The organism is Rhodococcus baikonurensis (genome assembly GCF_040489275.1).
GTDB classification, from domain to species: Bacteria; Actinomycetota; Actinomycetes; order Mycobacteriales; family Mycobacteriaceae; genus Rhodococcus_F; species Rhodococcus_F baikonurensis.
In genome coordinates this window covers 529,752-549,678 of sequence record NZ_JBEUOQ010000003.1, presented here as the reverse complement: position 1 = coordinate 549,678, position 19,927 = coordinate 529,752, and the positions used below count along the sequence as shown (strand labels likewise).

At 62.6% G+C, this 19,927-nt stretch carries 14 protein-coding genes; 2 read left to right on the top strand and 12 right to left on the bottom strand.

The window, feature by feature from the left end:
• Positions 1-33: 33 nt before the first annotated feature.
• Positions 34-531 carry a SixA phosphatase family protein gene (locus ABWI03_RS10300; protein ID WP_124568231.1) on the top strand — a complete coding sequence of 166 codons (498 nt, stop codon included), beginning with the start codon at positions 34-36 and terminating at the stop codon, positions 529-531.
• Positions 532-544: 13 nt separating this feature from the next.
• Here the strand turns inward: ABWI03_RS10300 and ABWI03_RS10295 are convergent, their stop codons facing one another.
• Entirely contained in the window at positions 545-1,552 is a 1,008-nt protein-coding gene (locus ABWI03_RS10295; RefSeq protein WP_298774256.1) for an LLM class flavin-dependent oxidoreductase, read from the bottom strand.
• Positions 1,553-1,640: 88 nt separating this feature from the next.
• On the opposite strand from ABWI03_RS10295, the gene ABWI03_RS10290 reads away from it, so the two are divergent.
• On the top strand, positions 1,641-2,027 hold the full coding sequence (locus ABWI03_RS10290) for a glyoxalase superfamily protein (protein WP_200315913.1): 387 nt from the start codon (positions 1,641-1,643) through the stop codon (positions 2,025-2,027).
• 72 nt (positions 2,028-2,099) lie between these two features.
• Here ABWI03_RS10290 and ABWI03_RS10285 read toward each other — a convergent pair whose 3' ends face one another.
• From ABWI03_RS10285 to ABWI03_RS10235, 11 genes are all read right to left on the bottom strand, one after another.
• On the bottom strand, positions 2,100-6,056 hold the full coding sequence (locus tag ABWI03_RS10285) for a DNA-directed RNA polymerase subunit beta' (protein ID WP_003941914.1): 3,957 nt from the start codon (positions 6,054-6,056) through the stop codon (positions 2,100-2,102).
• Between the two features lie 117 nt (positions 6,057-6,173).
• A complete protein-coding gene (gene rpoB, locus ABWI03_RS10280; RefSeq protein ID WP_003942068.1) occupies positions 6,174-9,680 on the bottom strand; it encodes a DNA-directed RNA polymerase subunit beta in 3,507 nt (1,168 codons plus the stop codon).
• A gap of 439 nt (positions 9,681-10,119) precedes the next feature.
• Positions 10,120-10,995 carry a hypothetical protein gene (locus ABWI03_RS10275; RefSeq protein ID WP_200315915.1) on the bottom strand — a complete coding sequence of 292 codons (876 nt, stop codon included), beginning with the start codon at positions 10,993-10,995 and terminating at the stop codon, positions 10,120-10,122.
• Between the two features lie 45 nt (positions 10,996-11,040).
• A complete protein-coding gene (locus tag ABWI03_RS10270) occupies positions 11,041-11,769 on the bottom strand; it encodes a hypothetical protein (protein ID WP_124568226.1) in 729 nt (242 codons plus the stop codon).
• Between the two features lie 99 nt (positions 11,770-11,868).
• The gene (locus ABWI03_RS10265; RefSeq protein ID WP_353798860.1) at positions 11,869-13,116 is read right to left on the bottom strand and encodes an MCE family protein; all 1,248 of its coding nucleotides are present in this window, start codon (positions 13,114-13,116) and stop codon (positions 11,869-11,871) included.
• The gene (locus tag ABWI03_RS10260; RefSeq protein WP_003941859.1) at positions 13,113-14,390 is read right to left on the bottom strand and encodes an MCE family protein; all 1,278 of its coding nucleotides are present in this window, start codon (positions 14,388-14,390) and stop codon (positions 13,113-13,115) included. The genes ABWI03_RS10265 and ABWI03_RS10260 overlap by 4 nt, the downstream gene beginning before the upstream one ends.
• Entirely contained in the window at positions 14,387-15,640 is a 1,254-nt protein-coding gene (locus ABWI03_RS10255) for an MCE family protein (RefSeq protein WP_298774248.1), read from the bottom strand. The genes ABWI03_RS10260 and ABWI03_RS10255 overlap by 4 nt, the downstream gene beginning before the upstream one ends.
• Complete coding sequence (locus tag ABWI03_RS10250) at positions 15,640-16,635, bottom strand: MCE family protein (RefSeq protein WP_003942053.1); 996 nt, start codon at positions 16,633-16,635, stop codon at positions 15,640-15,642. The genes ABWI03_RS10255 and ABWI03_RS10250 overlap by 1 nt, the downstream gene beginning before the upstream one ends.
• Positions 16,632-17,711, bottom strand: coding sequence for an MCE family protein (locus tag ABWI03_RS10245; RefSeq protein WP_003941932.1), 1,080 nt, complete (start codon positions 17,709-17,711; stop codon positions 16,632-16,634). The genes ABWI03_RS10250 and ABWI03_RS10245 overlap by 4 nt, the downstream gene beginning before the upstream one ends.
• Positions 17,708-19,069 carry an MCE family protein gene (locus ABWI03_RS10240; RefSeq protein ID WP_003942007.1) on the bottom strand — a complete coding sequence of 454 codons (1,362 nt, stop codon included), beginning with the start codon at positions 19,067-19,069 and terminating at the stop codon, positions 17,708-17,710. The genes ABWI03_RS10245 and ABWI03_RS10240 overlap by 4 nt, the downstream gene beginning before the upstream one ends.
• Positions 19,066-19,926, bottom strand: coding sequence for an MlaE family ABC transporter permease (locus ABWI03_RS10235; RefSeq protein WP_003941894.1), 861 nt, complete (start codon positions 19,924-19,926; stop codon positions 19,066-19,068). The genes ABWI03_RS10240 and ABWI03_RS10235 overlap by 4 nt, the downstream gene beginning before the upstream one ends.
• Position 19,927: the final 1 nt, after the last annotated feature.

Here is a 19,927-nt window from a genome sequence, read left to right as displayed (position 1 = left end):
GACTGGCGGGCATAAAGCGGATACCGTGAACGCATGGCCGACCACCGCACCCTCGTCCTCATGCGACACGGCAAGTCCAGCTACCCCGAGGGCATCCGTGATCACGAGCGTCCGCTCGCCGAACGGGGCCTGCGCGAGGCCCGCATCGGCGGCGAATGGATCCGCGAAAACGTCCCGCCCGTCGACGCCGTCCTGTGCTCCACCTCCCGGCGGACCGTCGAAACTCTTGCCTCGACGGGAATCGAAGCTCCCGCCGGATTCGAGAAGTCCATCTACGGCGGCTCACCCGCAGACGTCATTGCAGCTGCGCGAACCACGTCCGACCACGTCAAGACGCTCCTGATCGTCGGACACGAACCCGGAATTCCCTGGACTGCACTCGATCTCGCATCGAACGAAAACTCCGAAGCGGCCCAACGTATCCGCGACAAGTTCCCGACTTCGGCGATCGCCGTCCTCTCCGTACCGGTGCCGTGGACCGACCTCGACGACTCCGTCGCGACGCTGCTCGAGTTTCACGTGCCTCGTTAGATCAACCACACCGCTAGAGCACCTCACGTAGCATGCGGTCCGAAAGTGCAAGCGCGTCACGGTCGTACGTCGACGTCGACGCCAACACTTCGTCGGCACCGGTCCGCTCGGCCAGATCGTGAAGTTGCTGCTTCACCTCGACGGGCGTCCCGTGGAGCGCCGACGCCATGAACGACTCGATCCGCCTGGCGTTTCGGTCACTGCGCGGGGCGTGCCTGATCTCGTCCGGTGACACCAGCGGCGGAAACTCCCCTGTCCGTGACGATTCTGCGAGTGCGTATGCCTCCGGGATCAGCAACTCACGCGCCGCGTCGGTGGTATCGGCAACCGCCACCTCGAGAGAGACCACCACATAGGGTTCGGGATGAGCGTCGGTGGCCCGGAAAGCCCGGCGGTACTCGTCCAGTGCATCCACCCGGCCGGTACCCCCGATTCCGAGTATCGGCCCACCCACGACCACCGGAAGCCCCAGTTGCGCTGCCACTTCCAGGCCCGTGCGCGTCGCGAGCACGAAGATCGGCACCCCGGTCTCCGACGCCGGCCGTGCCGTCACAGGCGCGGATCCGTCAAGGTAGCGCCGCACCTCTTCCAGATCCGACGCAAACGTGTCCGGAGCATCCTTGCTGCGTCGTAATGCCTGACGAACAGGCTCCGTGAATCCCAGCGATCGACCGAGGCCGAGATCGATTCGTCCCGGGTACAGAGCCTCCAGCATCAAGAACTGCTCGGCGACGATCAGTGGTTGGTGATTCGGCAGCATGACCCCACCGCTCCCGAGTCTGATCTCGCGCGTCTGCGCGCCGATCGCGGCGAGCAGTACTGCCGGCGACCCGCTCCCGATCCCGGGCACTGCGTGATGCTCGGCCACCCAGAACCGGTGGTAGCCGAGCGCGTCGGCGTGCGCGGCGCGTTCGACGGAATGCGTCAGAGCTGCGGAGTCGGGGTATCCGCTCCTGGTTCGGGATCGGTCGAGCAGTGAGAGAAGCACTCTCGGAGCAACAAGGAATTCGGAAACTTTCATCCGGGCGCCGAACGAGGACCGTTTCTGACCGCAATACCCGCAACACTGGACCTGTCGCCGGAATTCACCATCACATGAAGGGCACGTCATGGACATCAAGCTCGAACTGGTCGCCATTCCCGTCACCGACATCGACCGCGCCAAGGACTTCTACGTCCGCCTCGGCTTCAATGCCGACCACGATCACACGGTCAGCGAGGACCTGCGATTCGTCCAGCTGACACCACCCGGCTCCGCCTGCTCGATCTGCATCGGCAAGGGAATCACCGACGCCGAGCCCGGTTCCGTCGTCGGCATGCAGGTAGTGGTCAAAGACATCGAAGAGGCCGAGCGCGAGTTCAAGAGCCGCGGCATCGACATCAGCCCGATCGACGACCAGGCCTGGGGACGGTTCATCTACTTCGCCGACCCCGACGGCAACAAGTGGGCTGTCCAGGAGATCGTCATCCCGGACCTCAGCGGCAATAACTCCTGAACACGAACGACTCCTGCCATGAAAAATCCCCCCGCCTCTTTCGAGGTGGGGGGATTTTCTACGAACTAACCGCTAGCGGTAGTCGTTGCTGAAGCCGTAGTCGTCCAGCGGAACTGCAGCACCGGTGTTCTGGCCGAAGCCGTCCGGGCTGTAGTACTGGTCGTCGTACGACGGCACTGCGTAAGCAGCGGCGCGTGCCTCTTCGGTGGGCTGAACCTGGATGTTGCGGTAACGGTTGATACCGGTACCGGCAGGGATCAGCTTGCCGATGATGACATTTTCCTTCAGACCGATCAGCTTGTCCGAACGGCAGTTGATAGCCGCGTCGGTCAAGACACGAGTGGTCTCCTGGAACGATGCCGCGGACAGCCACGAATCCGTCGCGAGCGACGCCTTCGTGATACCCATGAGCACCGGACGGCCGGCTGCGGGCTCGCCACCCTCGGCGACAACGCGGCGGTTTGCCGACTCGAACTCGGCGCGCTCGGTGAGCGAACCGGGCAGGAACTCGGTGGCACCGGAATCGATGATCGTCACGCGACGAAGCATCTGGCGCACGATGACCTCGATGTGCTTGTCGTGGATCGACACACCCTGGCTCCGGTACACCTCCTGGACCTCGTTGACCAAGTGGATCTGAACCTGACGCGGACCCATGACTCGCAGGACCTCGTGGGGATCGGCAGCACCTTCCATGAGCTGCTGTCCGACCTCGACGTGGTCACCGTCAGCCAAGAGGCTTTCGCGACCGTCGGCGTGCTTGAAGACGCGCAGACGCTGACGCTTGCTGAGCTTGTCGTAGACAACCTCTTCGCCGCCGTCGTCCGGAACGATGGTGATCTTGTAGAAACGATCGCCGTCTTCGAGCTGTACCCGACCGGTGACGTCCGCGATAGGAGCCTTGCCCTTGGGCACACGTGCCTCGAACAGCTCCTGGACACGCGGCAGACCGCCGGTGATGTCATCTCCTGCGACACCACCCTGGTGGAAGGTACGCATGGTCAGCTGGGTACCGGGCTCACCGATCGACTGAGCGGCGACGATACCGACAGCCTCACCGATGTCGACCAGCTTGCCGGTGGCCATCGAGCGGCCGTAGCAAGTGGCGCAAACGCCGGTGCCGGTGGTGCAGGTCAGGACCGAGCGGACCTTGACCGTCGTGATGCCGGCTTCGAGCAGAGCATCGATCGCGGGGTCACCGAGATCGTGGCCACGCTCGACGATGACGGTGCCGTTCGCGTCGACTGCATCGGCCGCCAAGGTACGGGCGTACGTGCTGGTCTCCACGTGAGCATCGCGGATCATCGTGCCGTCGGCCTGCTTCTCGGCGATCGTGGTGACGATGCCGCGCTCTGTTCCACAGTCGACCTCGCGGACGATGACGTCCTGCGAAACGTCCACCAGACGACGGGTCAGGTAACCCGAGTCGGCGGTGCGGAGTGCGGTATCGGCCAGACCCTTGCGAGCACCGTGCGTGTTGATGAAGTACTCGAGAACGGTCAGGCCTTCCTTGAAGGAAGACTTGATCGGACGCGGGATGAACTCACCCTTCGGGTTTGTCACCAGACCCTTCATACCGGCGAGCGAGCGAACCTGAGTCATGTTGCCGGCTGCGCCGGACTTCACGATCATCGGGATCGGGTTGCTGTCGGGGAAATGAGCCTCCATGGCCTTGCCGACCTTGTCGGTCGCTTCCTGCCAAATGGTGACCAGAGCGCTGTTGCGCTCCTTCTTGTCCAGAGCACCACGCTGGTACTGCTTCTCGATCTTGTCGGCCTGAGCCTCGAAGTCCTCGATGATGGCAGGCTTCTCCGGCGGCACGAGCACGTCGGAAATCGAGACCGTGACACCCGAACGGGTGGCCCAGTAGAACCCGACGTCCTTGAGCTTGTCGACGGTCTGAGCAACCACGATCATCGGGTACCGCTCGGCGAGATCGTTGATGATCGTCGCCTGGCGCTTCTTCGGCATCTGCTCGTTGACGAACGGGTAGTCCGCCGGAAGCAGCTCGTTGAAGAGCACACGGCCGAGTGTCGTGGTGGCGGTCCAGCCGTCACCGTAGTTCCAGCCCTCGGGGAACAGTTCGTTCTCGAGGTCGCGCGGCGGACGCTGCTGCGTCAGACGCACCTTGATCTGAGCCTGAACCGAGAGCGCGCCGCGGTCGACTGCCATCTGAGCCTCGGCGGGCGAGGAGTACACGCCCTGCTCTGCCTCGTCGTTGGTCGGAGCAACGAGCTCACCGGTGACACCCTCGTCGAGACGGGTCAGGTGGAACAGACCCGTGACCATGTCCAGACGCGGCATGGCGAGCGGGCGACCCGAAGCAGGCGAGAGGATGTTGTTCGAGGACAGCATCAAGATGCGTGCCTCGGCCTGAGCCTCTGCCGACAGCGGGAGGTGAACAGCCATCTGGTCACCGTCGAAGTCGGCGTTGAAGGCCTCACACACCAGCGGGTGGAGCTGAATGGCCTTGCCCTCGACGAGCTGCGGCTCGAATGCCTGGATACCCAGACGGTGCAGCGTAGGTGCACGGTTGAGCAGCACGGGGTGCTCGGCGATGACCTCTTCGAGGACGTCCCACACCTGGACGCGCTTGCGCTCGACCATGCGCTTTGCAGACTTGATGTTCTGCGCGTGGTTGAGATCGACCAGACGCTTCATCACGAACGGCTTGAACAGCTCGAGAGCCATCAGCTTGGGCAGGCCACACTGGTGCAGCTTGAGCTGAGGACCGACGACGATCACGGAACGACCCGAGTAGTCGACGCGCTTACCGAGCAGGTTCTGACGGAAACGACCCTGCTTGCCCTTGAGCAGATCGCTCAGGGACTTCAGCGGGCGGTTACCCGGTCCGGTGACCGGACGTCCACGACGGCCGTTGTCGAACAGGGCGTCGACGGACTCCTGCAGCATCCGCTTCTCGTTGTTGACGATGATCTCGGGAGCACCGAGGTCGATCAGTCGCTTGAGGCGGTTGTTGCGGTTGATGACGCGGCGGTACAGGTCGTTGAGGTCGGACGTCGCGAAACGTCCACCGTCGAGCTGAACCATCGGGCGAAGCTCCGGCGGGATCACCGGAACAGCGTTGAGGACCATGCCCATCGGCGAGTTGCCGTTGGTCTGGAAAGCCGCAACCACCTTGAGGCGCTTGAGTGCACGCAGCTTCTTCTGGCCCTTGCCGCTGCGGATGGTCTCGCGGAGAGACTCTGCCTCGGCGTCGAGGTCGAAGTTCTGCATCAGGATCTGGATGGACTCTGCGCCCATCGCACCCGTGAAGTACTCGCCGTAACGGTCGACCAGCTCGCGGTACAGGAGCTCGTCGATGATGAGCTGCTTGACGCTCAGCTTGGTGAAGGTGGTCCAGATCTCGTCGAGACGATCCAGCTCACGCTGCGCGCGGTCACGGAGCTGACGCATTTCGCGCTCGCCGCCGTCCTTGACCTTGCGGCGGACATCGGACTTCGCGCCCTCTGCCTCCAGCTCGGCAATGTCGGCTTCGAGCTTCTGCGCACGTGCCTCGAGATCGGCGTCACGCTGATCTGCGACGGTCTTCTTCTCGACCTGCATCTCGGCTTCGAGGGTGGACAGCTCGTTGTGACGGAGCTCCTCGTCGACGCCGACGATGACGTAGGCAGCGAAGTAGATGATCTTTTCGAGATCCTTCGGAGCCAGGTCGAGCAGGTAACCGAGACGGCTCGGAACACCCTTGAAGTACCAGATGTGCGTGACCGGTGCGGCCAGTTCGATGTGACCCATGCGCTCACGACGAACCTTGGCGCGAGTGACCTCGACGCCACAGCGCTCACAGATGATGCCCTTGAAGCGGACACGCTTGTACTTACCGCAGTAGCACTCCCAGTCCCGGGTGGGGCCGAAGATCTTCTCGCAGAAGAGGCCGTCCTTCTCGGGCTTGAGCGTGCGGTAGTTGATGGTCTCCGGCTTCTTGACCTCGCCGTAGGACCAATTGCGGATGTCCTCTGCACTGGCCAAGCCAATGCGGAGTTCATCGAAGAAGTTGACGTCGAGCACGTAACTTCCTTTCCCCGTTGGGGTTACGGTTGCCGGTCACCCGGCAACCTGACTGCCAATTCAAATGTGAACTACGCCCCCGGGCCGCTCTTTCAAGAGCAACCCGGGGACCGAAACCTAGTTCGCGAGGTCGTCGACCGTCGCAGCTTCGTTCCTGGACAGGTTGATGCCCAGGTTCGCTGCGGCCCGCTCCAAGTCCTCGTCGTCGCCGTCCGCCATCGTGATGGCCGCGCCGTCCGAGGACAGCACCTCCACGTTGAGACAGAGCGACTGGAGCTCCTTGAGGAGCACCTTGAACGACTCGGGGATGCCGGGTTCGGGGATGTTCTCGCCCTTGACGATGGCTTCGTACACCTTGACTCGACCGACCACGTCGTCAGACTTGATGGTCAGCAGTTCCTGCAGCGTGTAAGCCGCGCCGTAGGCCTGCATCGCCCAGCACTCCATCTCACCGAAGCGCTGGCCACCGAACTGGGCCTTACCACCGAGAGGCTGCTGCGTGATCATCGAGTACGGACCGGTCGAACGAGCGTGGATCTTGTCGTCGACCAAGTGGTGCAGCTTGATGATGTACATGTAACCGACCGAGACCGGGTACGGGAACGGCTCGCCGGAGCGGCCGTCGAACAAGGTGGCCTTTCCGTCGGGTCCGACCATCTGCTCGCCGTCACGGTTAGGCAGCGTCGCGCCGAGGAGACCGGTGAGCTCGTCTTCCTTCGCACCGTCGAACACCGGGGTGGCGATGTTCGAGTCGGCCGGAGCGGACAGCATCTCTTCCGGCAGGGTCGCAGCCCAGTCGGGACGAGAGCCGTCGGACGCGATCTGAACGTTCCAGCCGGTCTTGCCGATCCACCCGAGGTGGGTCTCCAAGACCTGGCCGATGTTCATACGACGCGGGACGCCGTGCGTGTTCAAGATGATGTCGACAGGCGTGCCGTCCGAGAGGAACGGCATGTCTTCCTGCGGCAGGATCTTGCCGATGACGCCCTTGTTGCCGTGGCGGCCGGCGAGCTTGTCGCCGTCCTGGATCTTGCGCTTCTGTGCCACGTAGACGCGGACCAACTCGTTGACACCGGGAGGCAGATCGTCGTCTTCGTCACGCGAGAACACGCGGATTCCGATGACCTTGCCGGTCTCACCGTGAGGAACCTTGAGGGACGTGTCACGAACCTCGCGAGCCTTCTCACCGAAGATGGCGCGAAGGAGGCGCTCTTCGGGGGTCAGCTCGGTCTCGCCCTTCGGCGTGACCTTTCCGACCAGCACGTCGCCGTCACGAACCTCGGCACCGATACGGATGATGCCGCGCTCGTCGAGGTCAGCGAGGACCTCGTCGGAGACGTTCGGGATGTCGCGAGTGATTTCCTCGGCACCGAGCTTGGTGTCGCGGGCATCGATCTCGTGCTCCTCGATGTGAATCGAGGTCAGGACGTCCTCTTCCACGAGACGCTGCGACAGAATGATCGCGTCCTCGTAGTTGTGGCCTTCCCACGGCATGATCGCGACGAGCAAGTTCTTGCCCAGCGCCATCTCACCGTTCTCGGTGCAAGGGCCGTCGGCCAGAACCTGGCCGGCCTCGACACGCTGTCCCTCGTCCACGATCGGACGCTGGTTGGCGCAGGTGCCCTGGTTGGAACGCGCGAACTTGCGCATCCGGTACGTCTTGCGGCTTCCGTCGTCAGCCATCACCGTGACGTAGTCCGCGGAGATCTCCTCCACGACACCGGTCTTCTCGGTGATGATGACGTCGCCGGCATCCACAGCTGCACGCAGCTCCATGCCGGTTCCGACGAGAGGTGCCTCGCTGCGAACCAGCGGGACAGCCTGACGCTGCATGTTCGCGCCCATCAGGGCACGGTTTGCATCGTCGTGCTCGAGGAACGGAATCATCGCGGTTGCGACCGACACCATCTGACGCGGCGAAACGTCCATGTAGTCGATGTCGGAGGACGCGACGAACTCGACCTCGCCACCCTTACGGCGGACGAGAATCTTCGAGTCGGTGAAGCGACCCTCGCGGTCGATGGCCGAGTTGGCCTGCGCGACCACGTGGCGGTCTTCTTCGTCAGCGGTCAGGTAGTCGACCTCGTCGGTCACCTGTCCGTCGACGACGCGACGGTACGGGGTCTCGATGAAACCGAACGGGTTGACGCGTGCGTAGACCGACAGCGAACCGATCAGGCCGATGTTCGGGCCTTCCGGGGTCTCGATCGGGCACATGCGGCCGTAGTGCGACGGGTGAACGTCGCGAACCTCGAGGCCGGCGCGCTCACGGGACAGACCACCCGGGCCGAGGGCGGACAGACGACGCTTGTGCGTCAGCCCCGACAGCGGGTTGTTCTGGTCCATGAACTGCGACAGCTGGGAGGTTCCGAAGAACTCCCTGATCGCAGCGACGACGGGACGGATGTTGATCAGCGTCTGAGGCGTGATTGCCTCGACGTCCTGCGTGGTCATGCGCTCACGAACCACACGCTCCATGCGGGACAAGCCCACGCGGATCTGGTTCTGGATGAGCTCGCCGACCGTACGCAGACGACGGTTGCCGAAGTGGTCGATGTCGTCGACCTCGACGGGAACCTCGACGCCGCCCGGAGCCGTCATCGAGGTGTCACCTGCGTGCAGACGCACGAGGTACTCGACGGTGGCGACGATGTCTTCTTCGGTGAGAGTGGATGCAACGATCGGCTGACCCGCGTTCAGGCCGAGCTTCTTGTTGATCTTGTAACGACCCACGCGAGCGAGGTCGTAGCGCTTGTCCTTGAAGAACAGGTTCTCCAGCAGGGTCTGCGCGCTCTCCTTGGTGGGGGGCTCGCCCGGACGCAGCTTGCGGTAGATGTCGAGCAACGCCTCATCGGTGCCGGCGGTGTTGTCCTTCTCCAGCGTGGCCATGAGGATCTCGGAGAAGCCGAAGCGCTCCGTGATCTGCTCGGTGGTCCAGCCGAGTGCCTTGAGCAGGACGGTGACAGGCTGACGACGCTTGCGGTCGATACGGACACCAACGGTGTCGCGCTTGTCGACGTCGAACTCGAGCCATGCGCCGCGACCCGGGATCACCTTGACGCTGTGCAGATCCTTCTCGGTGCTCTTGTCGACGCTCATGTCGAAGTACACACCGGGGGAACGCACGAGCTGCGAGACGACCACGCGCTCGGTGCCGTTGATGATGAAGGTGCCCTTGTCGGTCATCATCGGGAAATCTCCCATGAAGACCGTCTGGCTCTTGATCTCACCAGTGTTGTTGTTGATGAACTCCGCGGTGACGAACAAAGGCGCCGCGTAGGTCATGTCCTTGTCTTTGCACTCGTCCGTCGAGGCCTTGACCTCGTCGAATCGAGGGTCGGAGAAGGACAGCGACATAGTGCCGTTGAAATCCTCGATCGGAGAAAGCTCCGCGAGGATGTCCTCGAGACCACCGGACACTGCATTGTCGCCGAGTGCCGCTGCTCGTTCGCGCCAACTCTGCGCGCCGATCAGCCACTCGAACGAATCTGTCTGTACGTCAAGAAGCCCGGGAACTTCGAGGGGTTCGCGAACTTTCGCGAACGAAACCCTCTTCGGGGCTCCGGGGATTCCGGAAACTGCCTTGGTCTGGCTAGAGACTGCCAAGATGCGTCCTTCCAGCACCTCACGCGGGCCGCTCCGTGCTGTTGCGACCGCCGCTGTATCTGCTTCGAATTTCGCTGGTTACAACCCGAACGAAACCCGTCGCAGAAAGCAAGAAGTACTTGACTTCGCAGCGGTTGAGACGAGGGGTGGACAGGAGGCAGCCAGCGCAACGTCCAAAAGTACACCCTTACTCTGGAAATGTCGAGTCGGGTGTAACTGAGGGTCGAATTCAGAAACTGACGTGAGACTGCCGATCACTCGTCCGTGCATGTTCACCGATCAGAGTGGACCTTGCGGACCGCTCCGTCAAGGGCGAGAGCGCGTGTCGCAGCATTCGAACATTCGTGACGCGCATTCGAACACTGCCACCGGAAGTGTAGCCAGCAACGGCGTCACATACGAAAAATCTGGACCGAGATCGTGCGTCGGTCCAGATCCTCGTCGTGGTACGCAGGTGCTACTGGTCGCGAATCTCCGAGATCAGCCAGTTTCCGTCTTGTTTCTCCAGGCTCACGATGACCATTCCGGAGCGAGAGTCTGCCGCCACGCCGTTCTGCGTCGAACTGACGTTCAGTTGGGCGAGCAACTGTGCCCGGTCCTTCTCGAGTCGTGTGATCCCGATCAGCGGGACATCAGCGGTCGTTGCCGTCTGAGTTTGTTCGACACCGGCCTTCTGCGTGTCCTTGTACTGCGTCAGCTGGTCACGCATCGACTGATTCAGTCCCTGGACACCCTTGTCGAAATCGGCGTCGAACGTGTCGGGAGAAAACGTGAAGACTGCCGCCAACGCCGACGGCGTCACGCGAAGAACCTCGGCCGTGGCGCCTTCGTCCACCCAGGCGATGTCGTCCGTCTTCGCGCCGACTTTGAAGAAGGCGATGCCGGCGACGATCGCGACGATCACCGCCGCGGCCCCCAGGATCGCAACCAGGCGCCAGCTGCCCTTCGGCTGTGTGGATGTTGCCGGCGACTCCCCCGCGTCGGCCTGCGGGGCAGTGGGGGCGGCGCCCTCCGCTTCTCCCGCGGCTACCTTCGGTTCGTCTGCGGCTGTCTTCACCGGCTTGGTGAGATCGGGGACCGGGGTGGATTCCGGAGCGTCGGTTTCCGGCTTCGGCGGCTCGGCGTCTCCGGATTCTGCCTTCGCGAGCGTCGGCTTCGCAGCCTCCGATGTCACAGCCTCCTGTGTTTCTTCTTCCGGCTTTTCGATCGTGGGCTCGACCGAATCCGAATCGGACGTCCCCGCGGGGACGTTGAGTGAACGAGCGCTTCCGGCGATCTTCGGCCGACGGTTCTGCGGGGAGGACGGTCCGCCGGTACGACGTTTGGGTGGCATTACGCGCTTCTCCTTCGAGGGATGTCGGTGTGCAGATTCGACGAACTACTGGCCACCGGAATCACCACCCTCGGTTGTCGGTGCAGGAGCACCGGACGCAGGTGCCTCGGTCCCCGAACCAGGGGCAGGCGTTGCATCAGGTGCAGGCGTGGAGCCGTCGGCCGCCGGCAGAGTGCCGGAGCCGAGATCGAGTCGCGATCCGATCGGATCAGCTGACTGCGCCTTCCAGACCCCGTCGACCTCGACCATGCCCAGCCGCATGCCGAGCTGATTCTTGACGAACTGATTGCCCTGCGTCGTGGTCACTCGAACGACGACCAGAGCCGTGGCGGTCCGGTCATCGGTGTTGAGTTCGGTGAGCGCGGACTGAACGACTTCGGTGTCAGCCTTCGAGCCCGAGTTACGCAACTCGTCGGTGATGGAATCCTGAACGGTCTGCAGGTACGTCGTCATCTCGTCACCGGTCACCGAAGAACGCATGTTCTCGATCGACTGGTCGAGATTCGCCGAATCCGCGTTGTTGAGGTTGATCGCGACTTGCTGCGCACCGACCAGCGCGTCGTCACGCATCTCGGCGGTAGTGCGGTCGGTGGTGAGCGCCCGGACGTACGGGACGCCGAACACACCGAGCGCAACCACTGCCGCCAGAAGCAAGACACCGACCGCAATCAGAGACGCTGTCAGCCCCTTCGGTCTACCGGTTGTCGGCGCTCCCGATTCGACTTGCTCGGGCCCGCTGGACTGCGGGGAACTGTTTCTCTGAATCACACTCACTACCCTACTTACCTGTTTTGCCCAGCCTCTGGCCGCGAATCGTCAACTGCCACAACTCAGTAGCCTGAACTGCACAAACTCGATCACATTCGGATCGGTCTACTTCGGTGTCACTCCGAGCAACGGCGCCAACTGCGTCGCGATCGGGTTGAGGTTCAACTTGTCCGGATCGACCTTCGGCTTGAAGTCCCAAGGCTGGATCGTGTCGGGATCGGCGTACACCACGCGGTTGGCACTGCGGACGCCCGTCTCGCTGCCCAGCGGCGTCTCACACGACGCCGCGGTGTTGAGTGGGAAATCCTGCTGCGTGTCGTCGAAATTGGGGTTCTGACGCTTCATCTCGTCCAGGATTGCCATGGTGCCTTCGTGACCAACCGTGCACGAGAGCGGATTGTTGGTCTCCAGCACCAAGCCCTGATGGACCGTTCCGTCGCCGGGAGCAACCGTCGGTGCGGCAGCGGCGAGGCCGGGAAGGAAGATCAGGAACGGCTGCAACGCGATCGTTCGCGGTGCAAGCGTTTTGGTGGTGGCCGCCAGGTTTGTCAGGTCGGTCGTCAGGCTCGGACCACCCTCGTTGATCAGGGCGCCGATCTGATCGCTCGCCGGGATGCCGTTGTCGATCAAGCGTCGGATATCCGGATCACTGGTCCGCAACTGCGCCGTCACGGCATCGAGATCGGTGCTGAACTGCTTGATCGCGGAGGACTGATCCGACTGTGTCGTCAGTACCGTCTCACTGTTCCGAATCAGCGCGAGCGTCTGAGGCAGAGTGTCGAGCCCGGACTGCGAAAGACCGGACAGTGAATCGGCCAGGACCTGAATGTCCTCGCCCTTGCCGTTGAACGCTGCACCGAGTTCGACGGCGACGGTGTGGAGTGCGTCGACCGGCACGGACTTGACCAAGCCGTTGGCACTGGTCAGCACATCCTCGATCGGGATCGGAGTTGTGGTGTCCCCCACCGCGATCACCGAGCCGTCCTCGAGGAACGGTCCCTGATCGGTATCGGGCTGGAGGTCGACATACTGCTCACCGATGGCGGAGCGGTTAGCCACGACGGCACGGGCCGATGCAGGAATCTCCGGAGCACTGTTGTCGATTTTCAGGTCGACCTGAATTCCGTCCTCGGTCAACGACATGTCGCCCACTCGCCCGACCGGCACGCCGCGATACGTCACTTCGGCGTTGGTGAAAATTCCACCGGACGTGGCCAATTCGGTCTTGACCGTGTACTGCCCGAACCCCATGAGGTTGTCCAGGCGCACGTACTTGGCGCCGACGTAGATGAGACCCAGGAGCGCTACCACGACAAAGCCGACGAGCTGCCATCTGACCAGAGCTGATCTCACTGTCCATCACCGCCGATTCCGAACTGTTCCAGCATTCCCTGGATGGGGTTGAGTGGGTTCGCCGCAGGCGCCGGCGTTGCCGGATCACCCGCTGTTGTGGCGGGAAGACCGGCGACAACGGGAACCTGCGGCAGAATCGGAGCGATCGGCAGCAGTGACACCGTCGGCCAACCCGGACGCGGGCCGTTTCCGTTGTAGTACGGGTTCGACGGATCGACTACCGGCTTGGGATTGCCGAACTTCGGCTGACGGTATTCCGGTTCGCCTTGTCCGACACCGAGACCCGAGAGAGTATTGCCGATCTGCAGGTCGACACTCAGGAAGAGATTCACGGAACCACCCTGTGCAATTTTCTCGACACCGTCCGGGAACGGGAACGTCGGCAGGAACGGAAGTGCCCCGACGAAGTCGTCACCGGAGTCTGCGAGCGCCTGCAGCGTCGGACGCAGAGCCTGAAGATCGGCGATCAGGTCGTCCTTGGACTGTGTGAGGACGTCGGTTCCCACTGTTCCGAGTCGATCCACCTGAGCGAGCATCTGAGTCAACTGCGGACGCTGCTCGTTGAGAACCTGTGTCGCAACGGGGAGTTCCTCGAGAATCTTCCCGATCTTCTCGTTCTGATCGTTGACGCGGGTCGAGAGCACATCCAGGCCGTCGAGCGCTCGTGTGATGTCGTCACGCTGCTCGTTGAGTCCGCCGATGAGTGTGTTCGCCTGCTCCAGAAGGCTTCTCGTCTTGCCTTCGCGACCGTCGAACGCGGCACCGAGTTCTTCGACGATGGGTTGCAACTGGCCCACACCGCCGCCGTTGAGCAGCAGCGACAATGCGCCGAGAACCTGCTCGATCTCGGTGGCGTGGCGAGTGCGATCCAACGGAATCAGGTCTCCGTCGGCCAGCTTCGCAGAGTCCGGTCCGGACGGCGGGGCCGACAACTGGATGAACTTCTCGCCGAGCAGGTTGGTCTGCTCGACCGCGGCAATTGCGTTGGCGGGTAGATCAACCGACGAGTCGAGGATGATACCGACGTCCGCGGTCCATCCGTCCGGTCCGACGGACACGTCGTCGACGCGCCCGACGGGAACTCCGTCGACCTTCACAGCGGACTGCGGAACCAAGTCGAGCACGTCGTCGAACTGAATGGTCAAGTGCATCGGATCGGAACCCACATCGGGACCGCCGGGAAGCGGGACCGCGTAGATGCCCTCGGACGAGCAGGCGGTTGCCGAGATCAGGACGGCGCACAGTCCGGCGCCGACAATCAATGAACGCTTCACTCGCCCTCCCCGTTTCCACTGTTGAGTCGCGGTGACACGACGCCAGGCACAGTGCCCGGAACTACCTGCATCTGACGTTCGGATCCGGCGAGGATGCCGAAGGGAAGATTCAGTCCTGCGGCCTGATTCGCTGCATCGGTCATCGCGGCGACATTTGCACACTGGTCGATGGCCGGTTGCATCTGCCGTCCCAGCGCCTCGAATCGCGGATCACCGGGCAACAGCTTGCCGAGGTCCATCAACTTGCAGAGCACCCCGGCCGGGTTCTGCAGATCGGGGAACGCCAGACGTGAAGCCAGCACACCTGATTCGGCGTCGTAGGAGTTGACGAGGTTGGAGATCGCCAGCGGAAGCATGGTGAGCGTGTTGGCCAGCGCTTCCTTGTTGTTCGCCAGTGTCTGTGTCGGTTCGACGAGTCCCTCGGTTGTCTGGACCAATTGATCACGGTTGTCGGCCACGAACTTCGCGACGTCGCCGAGAGCAATCGACAGCTGATTCAGGGCGGCGCCGAGGTCGTCGCGTTCACCCGCCAAGAACCCGGTCAGATCCGACAGCTGAGTGTTGAACTGACGCACCTGCTGATCGTTGGCCGCGAGTGCGCCCACGAAAGTATCCAGGTTCTTGATGGTCAGCGAGATGTTGTCACGCGAATCGTTCAGCGTCCGAGCAGCATCCGAGAGGTTGGTGATGCTGTCCCCCAACGCTTCGCCGTTGCCCTCGAGGTTGGCCGCACCGGTCTCGACGAAATCGGACAGCGCGCCGTTCTTGTTGGCGCCCTCGGGACCGAGCGCCGACGCGAGTTCGTCGATGCTGGAGTACAACTGGTCGACCTCGACGGGCGTCGCCGTCTTCTCGATCGGAATTACTGCACCGCTGGCCATCTTGTCGCCACCGGTGAAGACCGGGGTCAGCTGGATGTAGCGGTCGGCAACCACCGACGGCGTGATCTGAGCGGCGCTGGCACCGGCGGGGATGTCGATCCCACGATCGACACGCAACTCGACCTTGACCTGGTCTCCCTGAGGTTCGACCGATTCGACGGTGCCGACCTTCACTCCGAGAACACGAACGTCGGACCCGTCGTAGATACCCACCGACTTGTCGAAGTAGGCGGTGATCTTGGTGGTACCGGCGCGAGTGAACGCCCACCACAGCGCACCACCGATCACGAGTAATCCGATCAGAACAGCAGCGATGATCGCGATCGAGCGCTTCTTGGAGCCGCTTCCGGCTTCGGCGGTATCAGCCATCAGTTGCCTCCCAACGTACGAACGGGGTCACGGTAGCCCGGAATATCCGGCAGACCCGGCGGAAGGAGGTTCACGACGACCTGGTCGAACCAACGGCCGTTGCCGACCACGTTGGCGTACAAGCGAATGAAGGGTTCGTAGAGCTTCAGTGCCTTGTCCAAGTTCTCGTTGTTGGCCTTCAGGATGTCGATGACGCCGTTGAGCTGCGTCAGCGCCGGCCCGATTGCCGCCTCGTTGTCACGAACGAGACCGGTGAGCTGCTGAGAGACGCGCTGAGTTCCGGTGAGCAGCTGCGAAATCGCCTGCTGGCGATTGTTGAGCTCCTGCACCAGCAGTCCGCCGTCCCGGATCAGCTGGGTGAATTCCTTGTTGCGGTCAGCAAGAATCTGCGACGTCTTCCCGGTGGCGGCGAAGAGCTTCTGCAGGTCCTGATCACGGCTCGCGATCGTCTGCGACAGCCGACTGACACCGTCGAGCGACGCGCGGACATCGCCAGGTGTCTCGGAGAATGCCTGGGACAACGTCTCCATGCTCTTCGCCAACTGGTCGGTGTCGATGTCGCCGACCGTGTCCGCTGCGGCCGAGAAGGCCTGAACGACGTCGTACGGAGACGTGGTGCGCTCGAGCGGAATCCGGTCCTTGGGATCGAGGTTGTCGGTTCCACGCGGATCGAGTGCGAGGTACTTCTGTCCCAGAATCGTCTTGATCTGAATGGACGCAGAGGTTTGATCTCCCACCCACGCGTCGCTGACCTTGAAGTCGACCAGAACACGGTCACCGTCGAGATCGACGGAAGTGACCTTGCCGACCTTCACGCCGGCGATACGAACCTCGTTACCAGGCTTGAGTCCCGCAGCTTCGGAGAACTCGGCCGAATAGGACGAGCCTGCTCCCACGAACGGAAGCGAATCGAGGAAGAACGCGGACAAAGTGGCCAACAGCACCACGAAGATACCGATGGCTCCGGCCATTGCCGGACTGCGACGTTTGCTCATCGACCTTGCAACTCCCTCATACCGTCTTGAGTGCATCGCGTGGCCGCGTTGGTGTAAATCGGCTGATTGACCGTCGGCAGGCCGGTGGGCAGATTCAGCGACGCAGACTGTCCTGGACCGGCAACGATGTCGATTCCGCACAGGTAGAACTGGAACCAGGAACCGTAACTCGCTACGCGAGCAAGCTTCTCGAGCTTGACCGGCAAGGTTTCGAGCACCGCGTTCACGTCGTCACTCCGACGGTTGAGTGTGGTCGCCAACGTGTTGAGAGCCGTGATCGAACCCTGAATGGACGGCCTTGTCGGCTCGAGCAGGTCGGCCGTCGCGTCGGTCAGGCCCGCAAGTGAGGTGACGGCCGAACCGACCACGCCACGCTCGTTGGCCAACCCGGTGACGAGTTGCTGGGTGTTGACGATCAGTGAATCGAGGTTCTTGTCGTTCGCGTTGACGGTGTCGAGAACGTCGTTGAGGTTCTTGATCACCGCCCCGATGACGGCGTCCTTGTCCGCGACGGTGTTGGTCAGGCTCGCGGTGTTGCGCACGAGCTCGCTGATGGTGCCCGATTCGCCTTGGAAGACCTGGATGATCTGGTACGACAGCTTGTTGACGTCGTCCGCGCTCAGGGTGGTGAACAGCGGCTTGAAGCCGTTGAAGAGCGTCGTGAGATTGACTGCCGGGCGCGTCTGGGACAGCGGCAGGGTATCGCCGCCGGTGATCTTCTTGCCCTGGCTGCCTTCACCTTGCGAGAGCGAGATGTATCGCTGCCCCACCAGGTTGCGGAACCGGATGGTGGCAATGGAACTGGCCGGCAACCAATCACGGTCGGATACCGAGAACTGAACCTCGGCCTGGTTGTCGTTGACGATGGCGATCTTCTCGACCTGGCCGACACGAACACCGGCAATGCGGACCTCGTCGCCCTCGTTCAACGACGTGACGTCGGAGAAGACGGCGTTGAACTTGGTACCGCCACCACCGCCGAGGTTGGCGATGCTGGCTGCCAGCAGTCCTGTCGCCAGGACCGTCACCACCACGAAGATGATGAGCTTTGTCAGCGGAGCTGCGAGTCCTCTCATTGGACGCTCACCTCCGCACCTGCGAATGCCGGAGCGCTGACCATCGTGGTCCACGCCGGAACATCGTCCGGCGCAACACCGTTGGCCTGTCCGTAGATCACCTTCAACGTATCCTCTTCGAGTTTCGAGCCCGCGTAGCCGGCCTGCTGAGCAGGACCGCTGTTGTTGGTCGAGAACAACTGAGGTCCGGAGCCCTCGGGTGCAGGCAGGAATTCCATGGTGGCGGGACCTGGATTGCGGGAAGGAACCTGGTAGGAACCGTCACCGTACGAACCGCCGGGGTACTGCGGGAACGGACGACCGGGCTCGGTGACGTTGTCGTAGCAAACCGGGCCGCGGTTGTCGACGAGTCGTGGCTCGTCCTGGTTGGGCAGGTAGCGACCCTTGGGGTTCACGATCTGAATACTCGCACGCACACCAGGATTGGGCGCGTCGGTGGACAGGATCTTGGCAGCTTCCGGAGCGGTGTCCGAGAAGCCCTTGAACGTGCACCCGAAGGTCGGTGAGTACTGAGCCAGAAGCTGGAGAGCTTCCTTCGAATCCGCAGCGAGCGTGATGATCGAGGACGAGTTCGCTTCGAGGAAGGCTGCGGTGTCCGACGATGTCACGGTGAGCGACGCCAGCAGTGTCCGCAACTGGTCCTGCTTCTGCACCACCGTGTTACCCGTGGTCCGCAGATTGTCGAGAGCGTTGATCAGATCGGGCGCTGCGTCCGAGTACGTCTGGGAGAAGTCCGCGAACTTGCGCAGATCCTCTTGCACCGCGGGCAGCTCGGTGTTGACGCCGCGGAAGATCTCCTCGAGACGATCGACCGTCAGACCGAGCTCGGCGCCGCGCCCCGTCAGACCCTGCGCGAGAGAACCGAGAGTGTTCGCCAGATCCTGCGGCGGAATGGCCTGCAGAAGTGGGAGCAGCCCGTCCAGAACGTCGCCGACCTCGACAGCATTGCCGCTCTTGTCCTGGTGGATCACCGTTCCCGCGGAAATCGGGGTCGCGGTGGTTCCCTCCGGAATGATCAAGGAGACGTATCGCTCACCGAATAGCGTCTTCGGAAGCAGACGCGCCGTGACATTGGACGGAATCAGATCGGCCTTGTCCGGCTCGATCGCGAGGACCGACGTGACCTGGCCGTCTTTCGTCGACGCGGACCGCACCTCGCCCACAAGCAGCCCACGAACCTTGACGTCAGCGTTGGGTGGCAAGGCATTTCCGACGGTATCGGTCACGAGGTCGATCTTCACGACGTCCTTGAACGTCTTGTTGAAGGTCCCGATGGTGAAGGCCAGGAACAAGGCCAACACCACGAAGAACACGAGTCCGAGCACACGGCGGCGCAGGACTGACGGAGCCTCGATCATCCGGCCACCCTCACAGTCGTCGTGGTTCCCCAGATAGCAAGGCTGAGGAAGAAGTCGAGAACGGCGATCGTCACGATTGCGGCGCGAACAGCGCGGCCGACGGCCACACCCACGCCTGCGGGACCACCCGAGGCGTGGAAACCGTAGTAGCAGTGGATCAGGATCAGCACGAAGGCGAAGACCAGGACTTTCGCGAACGAATACAGCACGTCCTGCGGTGGCAGGAACAGATTGAAGTAGTGGTCGTACGAGCCAGTCGACTGCCCGTTGAACACCGTACTGATCACTCTCGAGGCGAGGTACGCCGCGAGCAGACCCACGATGTACAGCGGGATGACGGCGACGAAGCCGGCGATCATGCGCGTCGTGACCAGGAACGGCACCGACGGAACTGCCATGACCTCCAGTGCGTCGATCTCTTCGGAGATTCGCATGGCACCGAGTTGCGCGGTGAAACCACAACCCACCGTGGCCGAGAGCGCAAGAGCCGCAACGATCGGAGCGATCTCACGGGTGTTGACGTAGGCGGAGAGGAAGCCCGTCAGAACCGAGCTTCCCAACTGCTCGAGAGCTGCGAAGCCCTGCAGACCGACGACGACACCGGTGAATCCCGACATCATCGCGATGACGCCGATCGTTCCGCCGATGACTGCGAGCGCACCGCTACCGAACGTCACCTCGGCGAGTAGCCGAAGCGTCTCCTTCCGATACCGGTGCAGGGTGCGCGGAGTCCACGCGATGGCGCGCGCGTAGAACGACATCTGCTCGCCTGCGCGGTCCAACGCGTTCACTGGAATTCTGGCAACTTTGCGGCTCTTCAGCAGGAACTGATCGCCGCGGCCTCGTGCGATGGTCATT

Excerpts from the sequence above, each read along its gene's own strand:
- ABWI03_RS10290 (WP_200315913.1), top strand. The coding sequence starts at position 1,641 with ATGGACATCAAGCTCGAACTGGTCGCCATTCCCGTCACCGACATCGAC.
- ABWI03_RS10255 (WP_298774248.1), bottom strand. The coding sequence starts at position 15,640 with ATGGCTGATACCGCCGAAGCCGGAAGCGGCTCCAAGAAGCGCTCGATC.
- ABWI03_RS10275 (WP_200315915.1), bottom strand. The coding sequence starts at position 10,995 with ATGCCACCCAAACGTCGTACCGGCGGACCGTCCTCCCCGCAGAACCGT.
- ABWI03_RS10295 (WP_298774256.1), bottom strand. The coding sequence starts at position 1,552 with ATGAAAGTTTCCGAATTCCTTGTTGCTCCGAGAGTGCTTCTCTCACTG.
- ABWI03_RS10300 (WP_124568231.1), top strand. The coding sequence starts at position 34 with ATGGCCGACCACCGCACCCTCGTCCTCATGCGACACGGCAAGTCCAGC.
- ABWI03_RS10240 (WP_003942007.1), bottom strand. The coding sequence starts at position 19,069 with ATGATCGAGGCTCCGTCAGTCCTGCGCCGCCGTGTGCTCGGACTCGTG.
- ABWI03_RS10245 (WP_003941932.1), bottom strand. The coding sequence starts at position 17,711 with ATGAGAGGACTCGCAGCTCCGCTGACAAAGCTCATCATCTTCGTGGTG.
- ABWI03_RS10235 (WP_003941894.1), bottom strand. The coding sequence starts at position 19,926 with ATGACCATCGCACGAGGCCGCGGCGATCAGTTCCTGCTGAAGAGCCGC.
- ABWI03_RS10250 (WP_003942053.1), bottom strand. The coding sequence starts at position 16,635 with ATGAGCAAACGTCGCAGTCCGGCAATGGCCGGAGCCATCGGTATCTTC.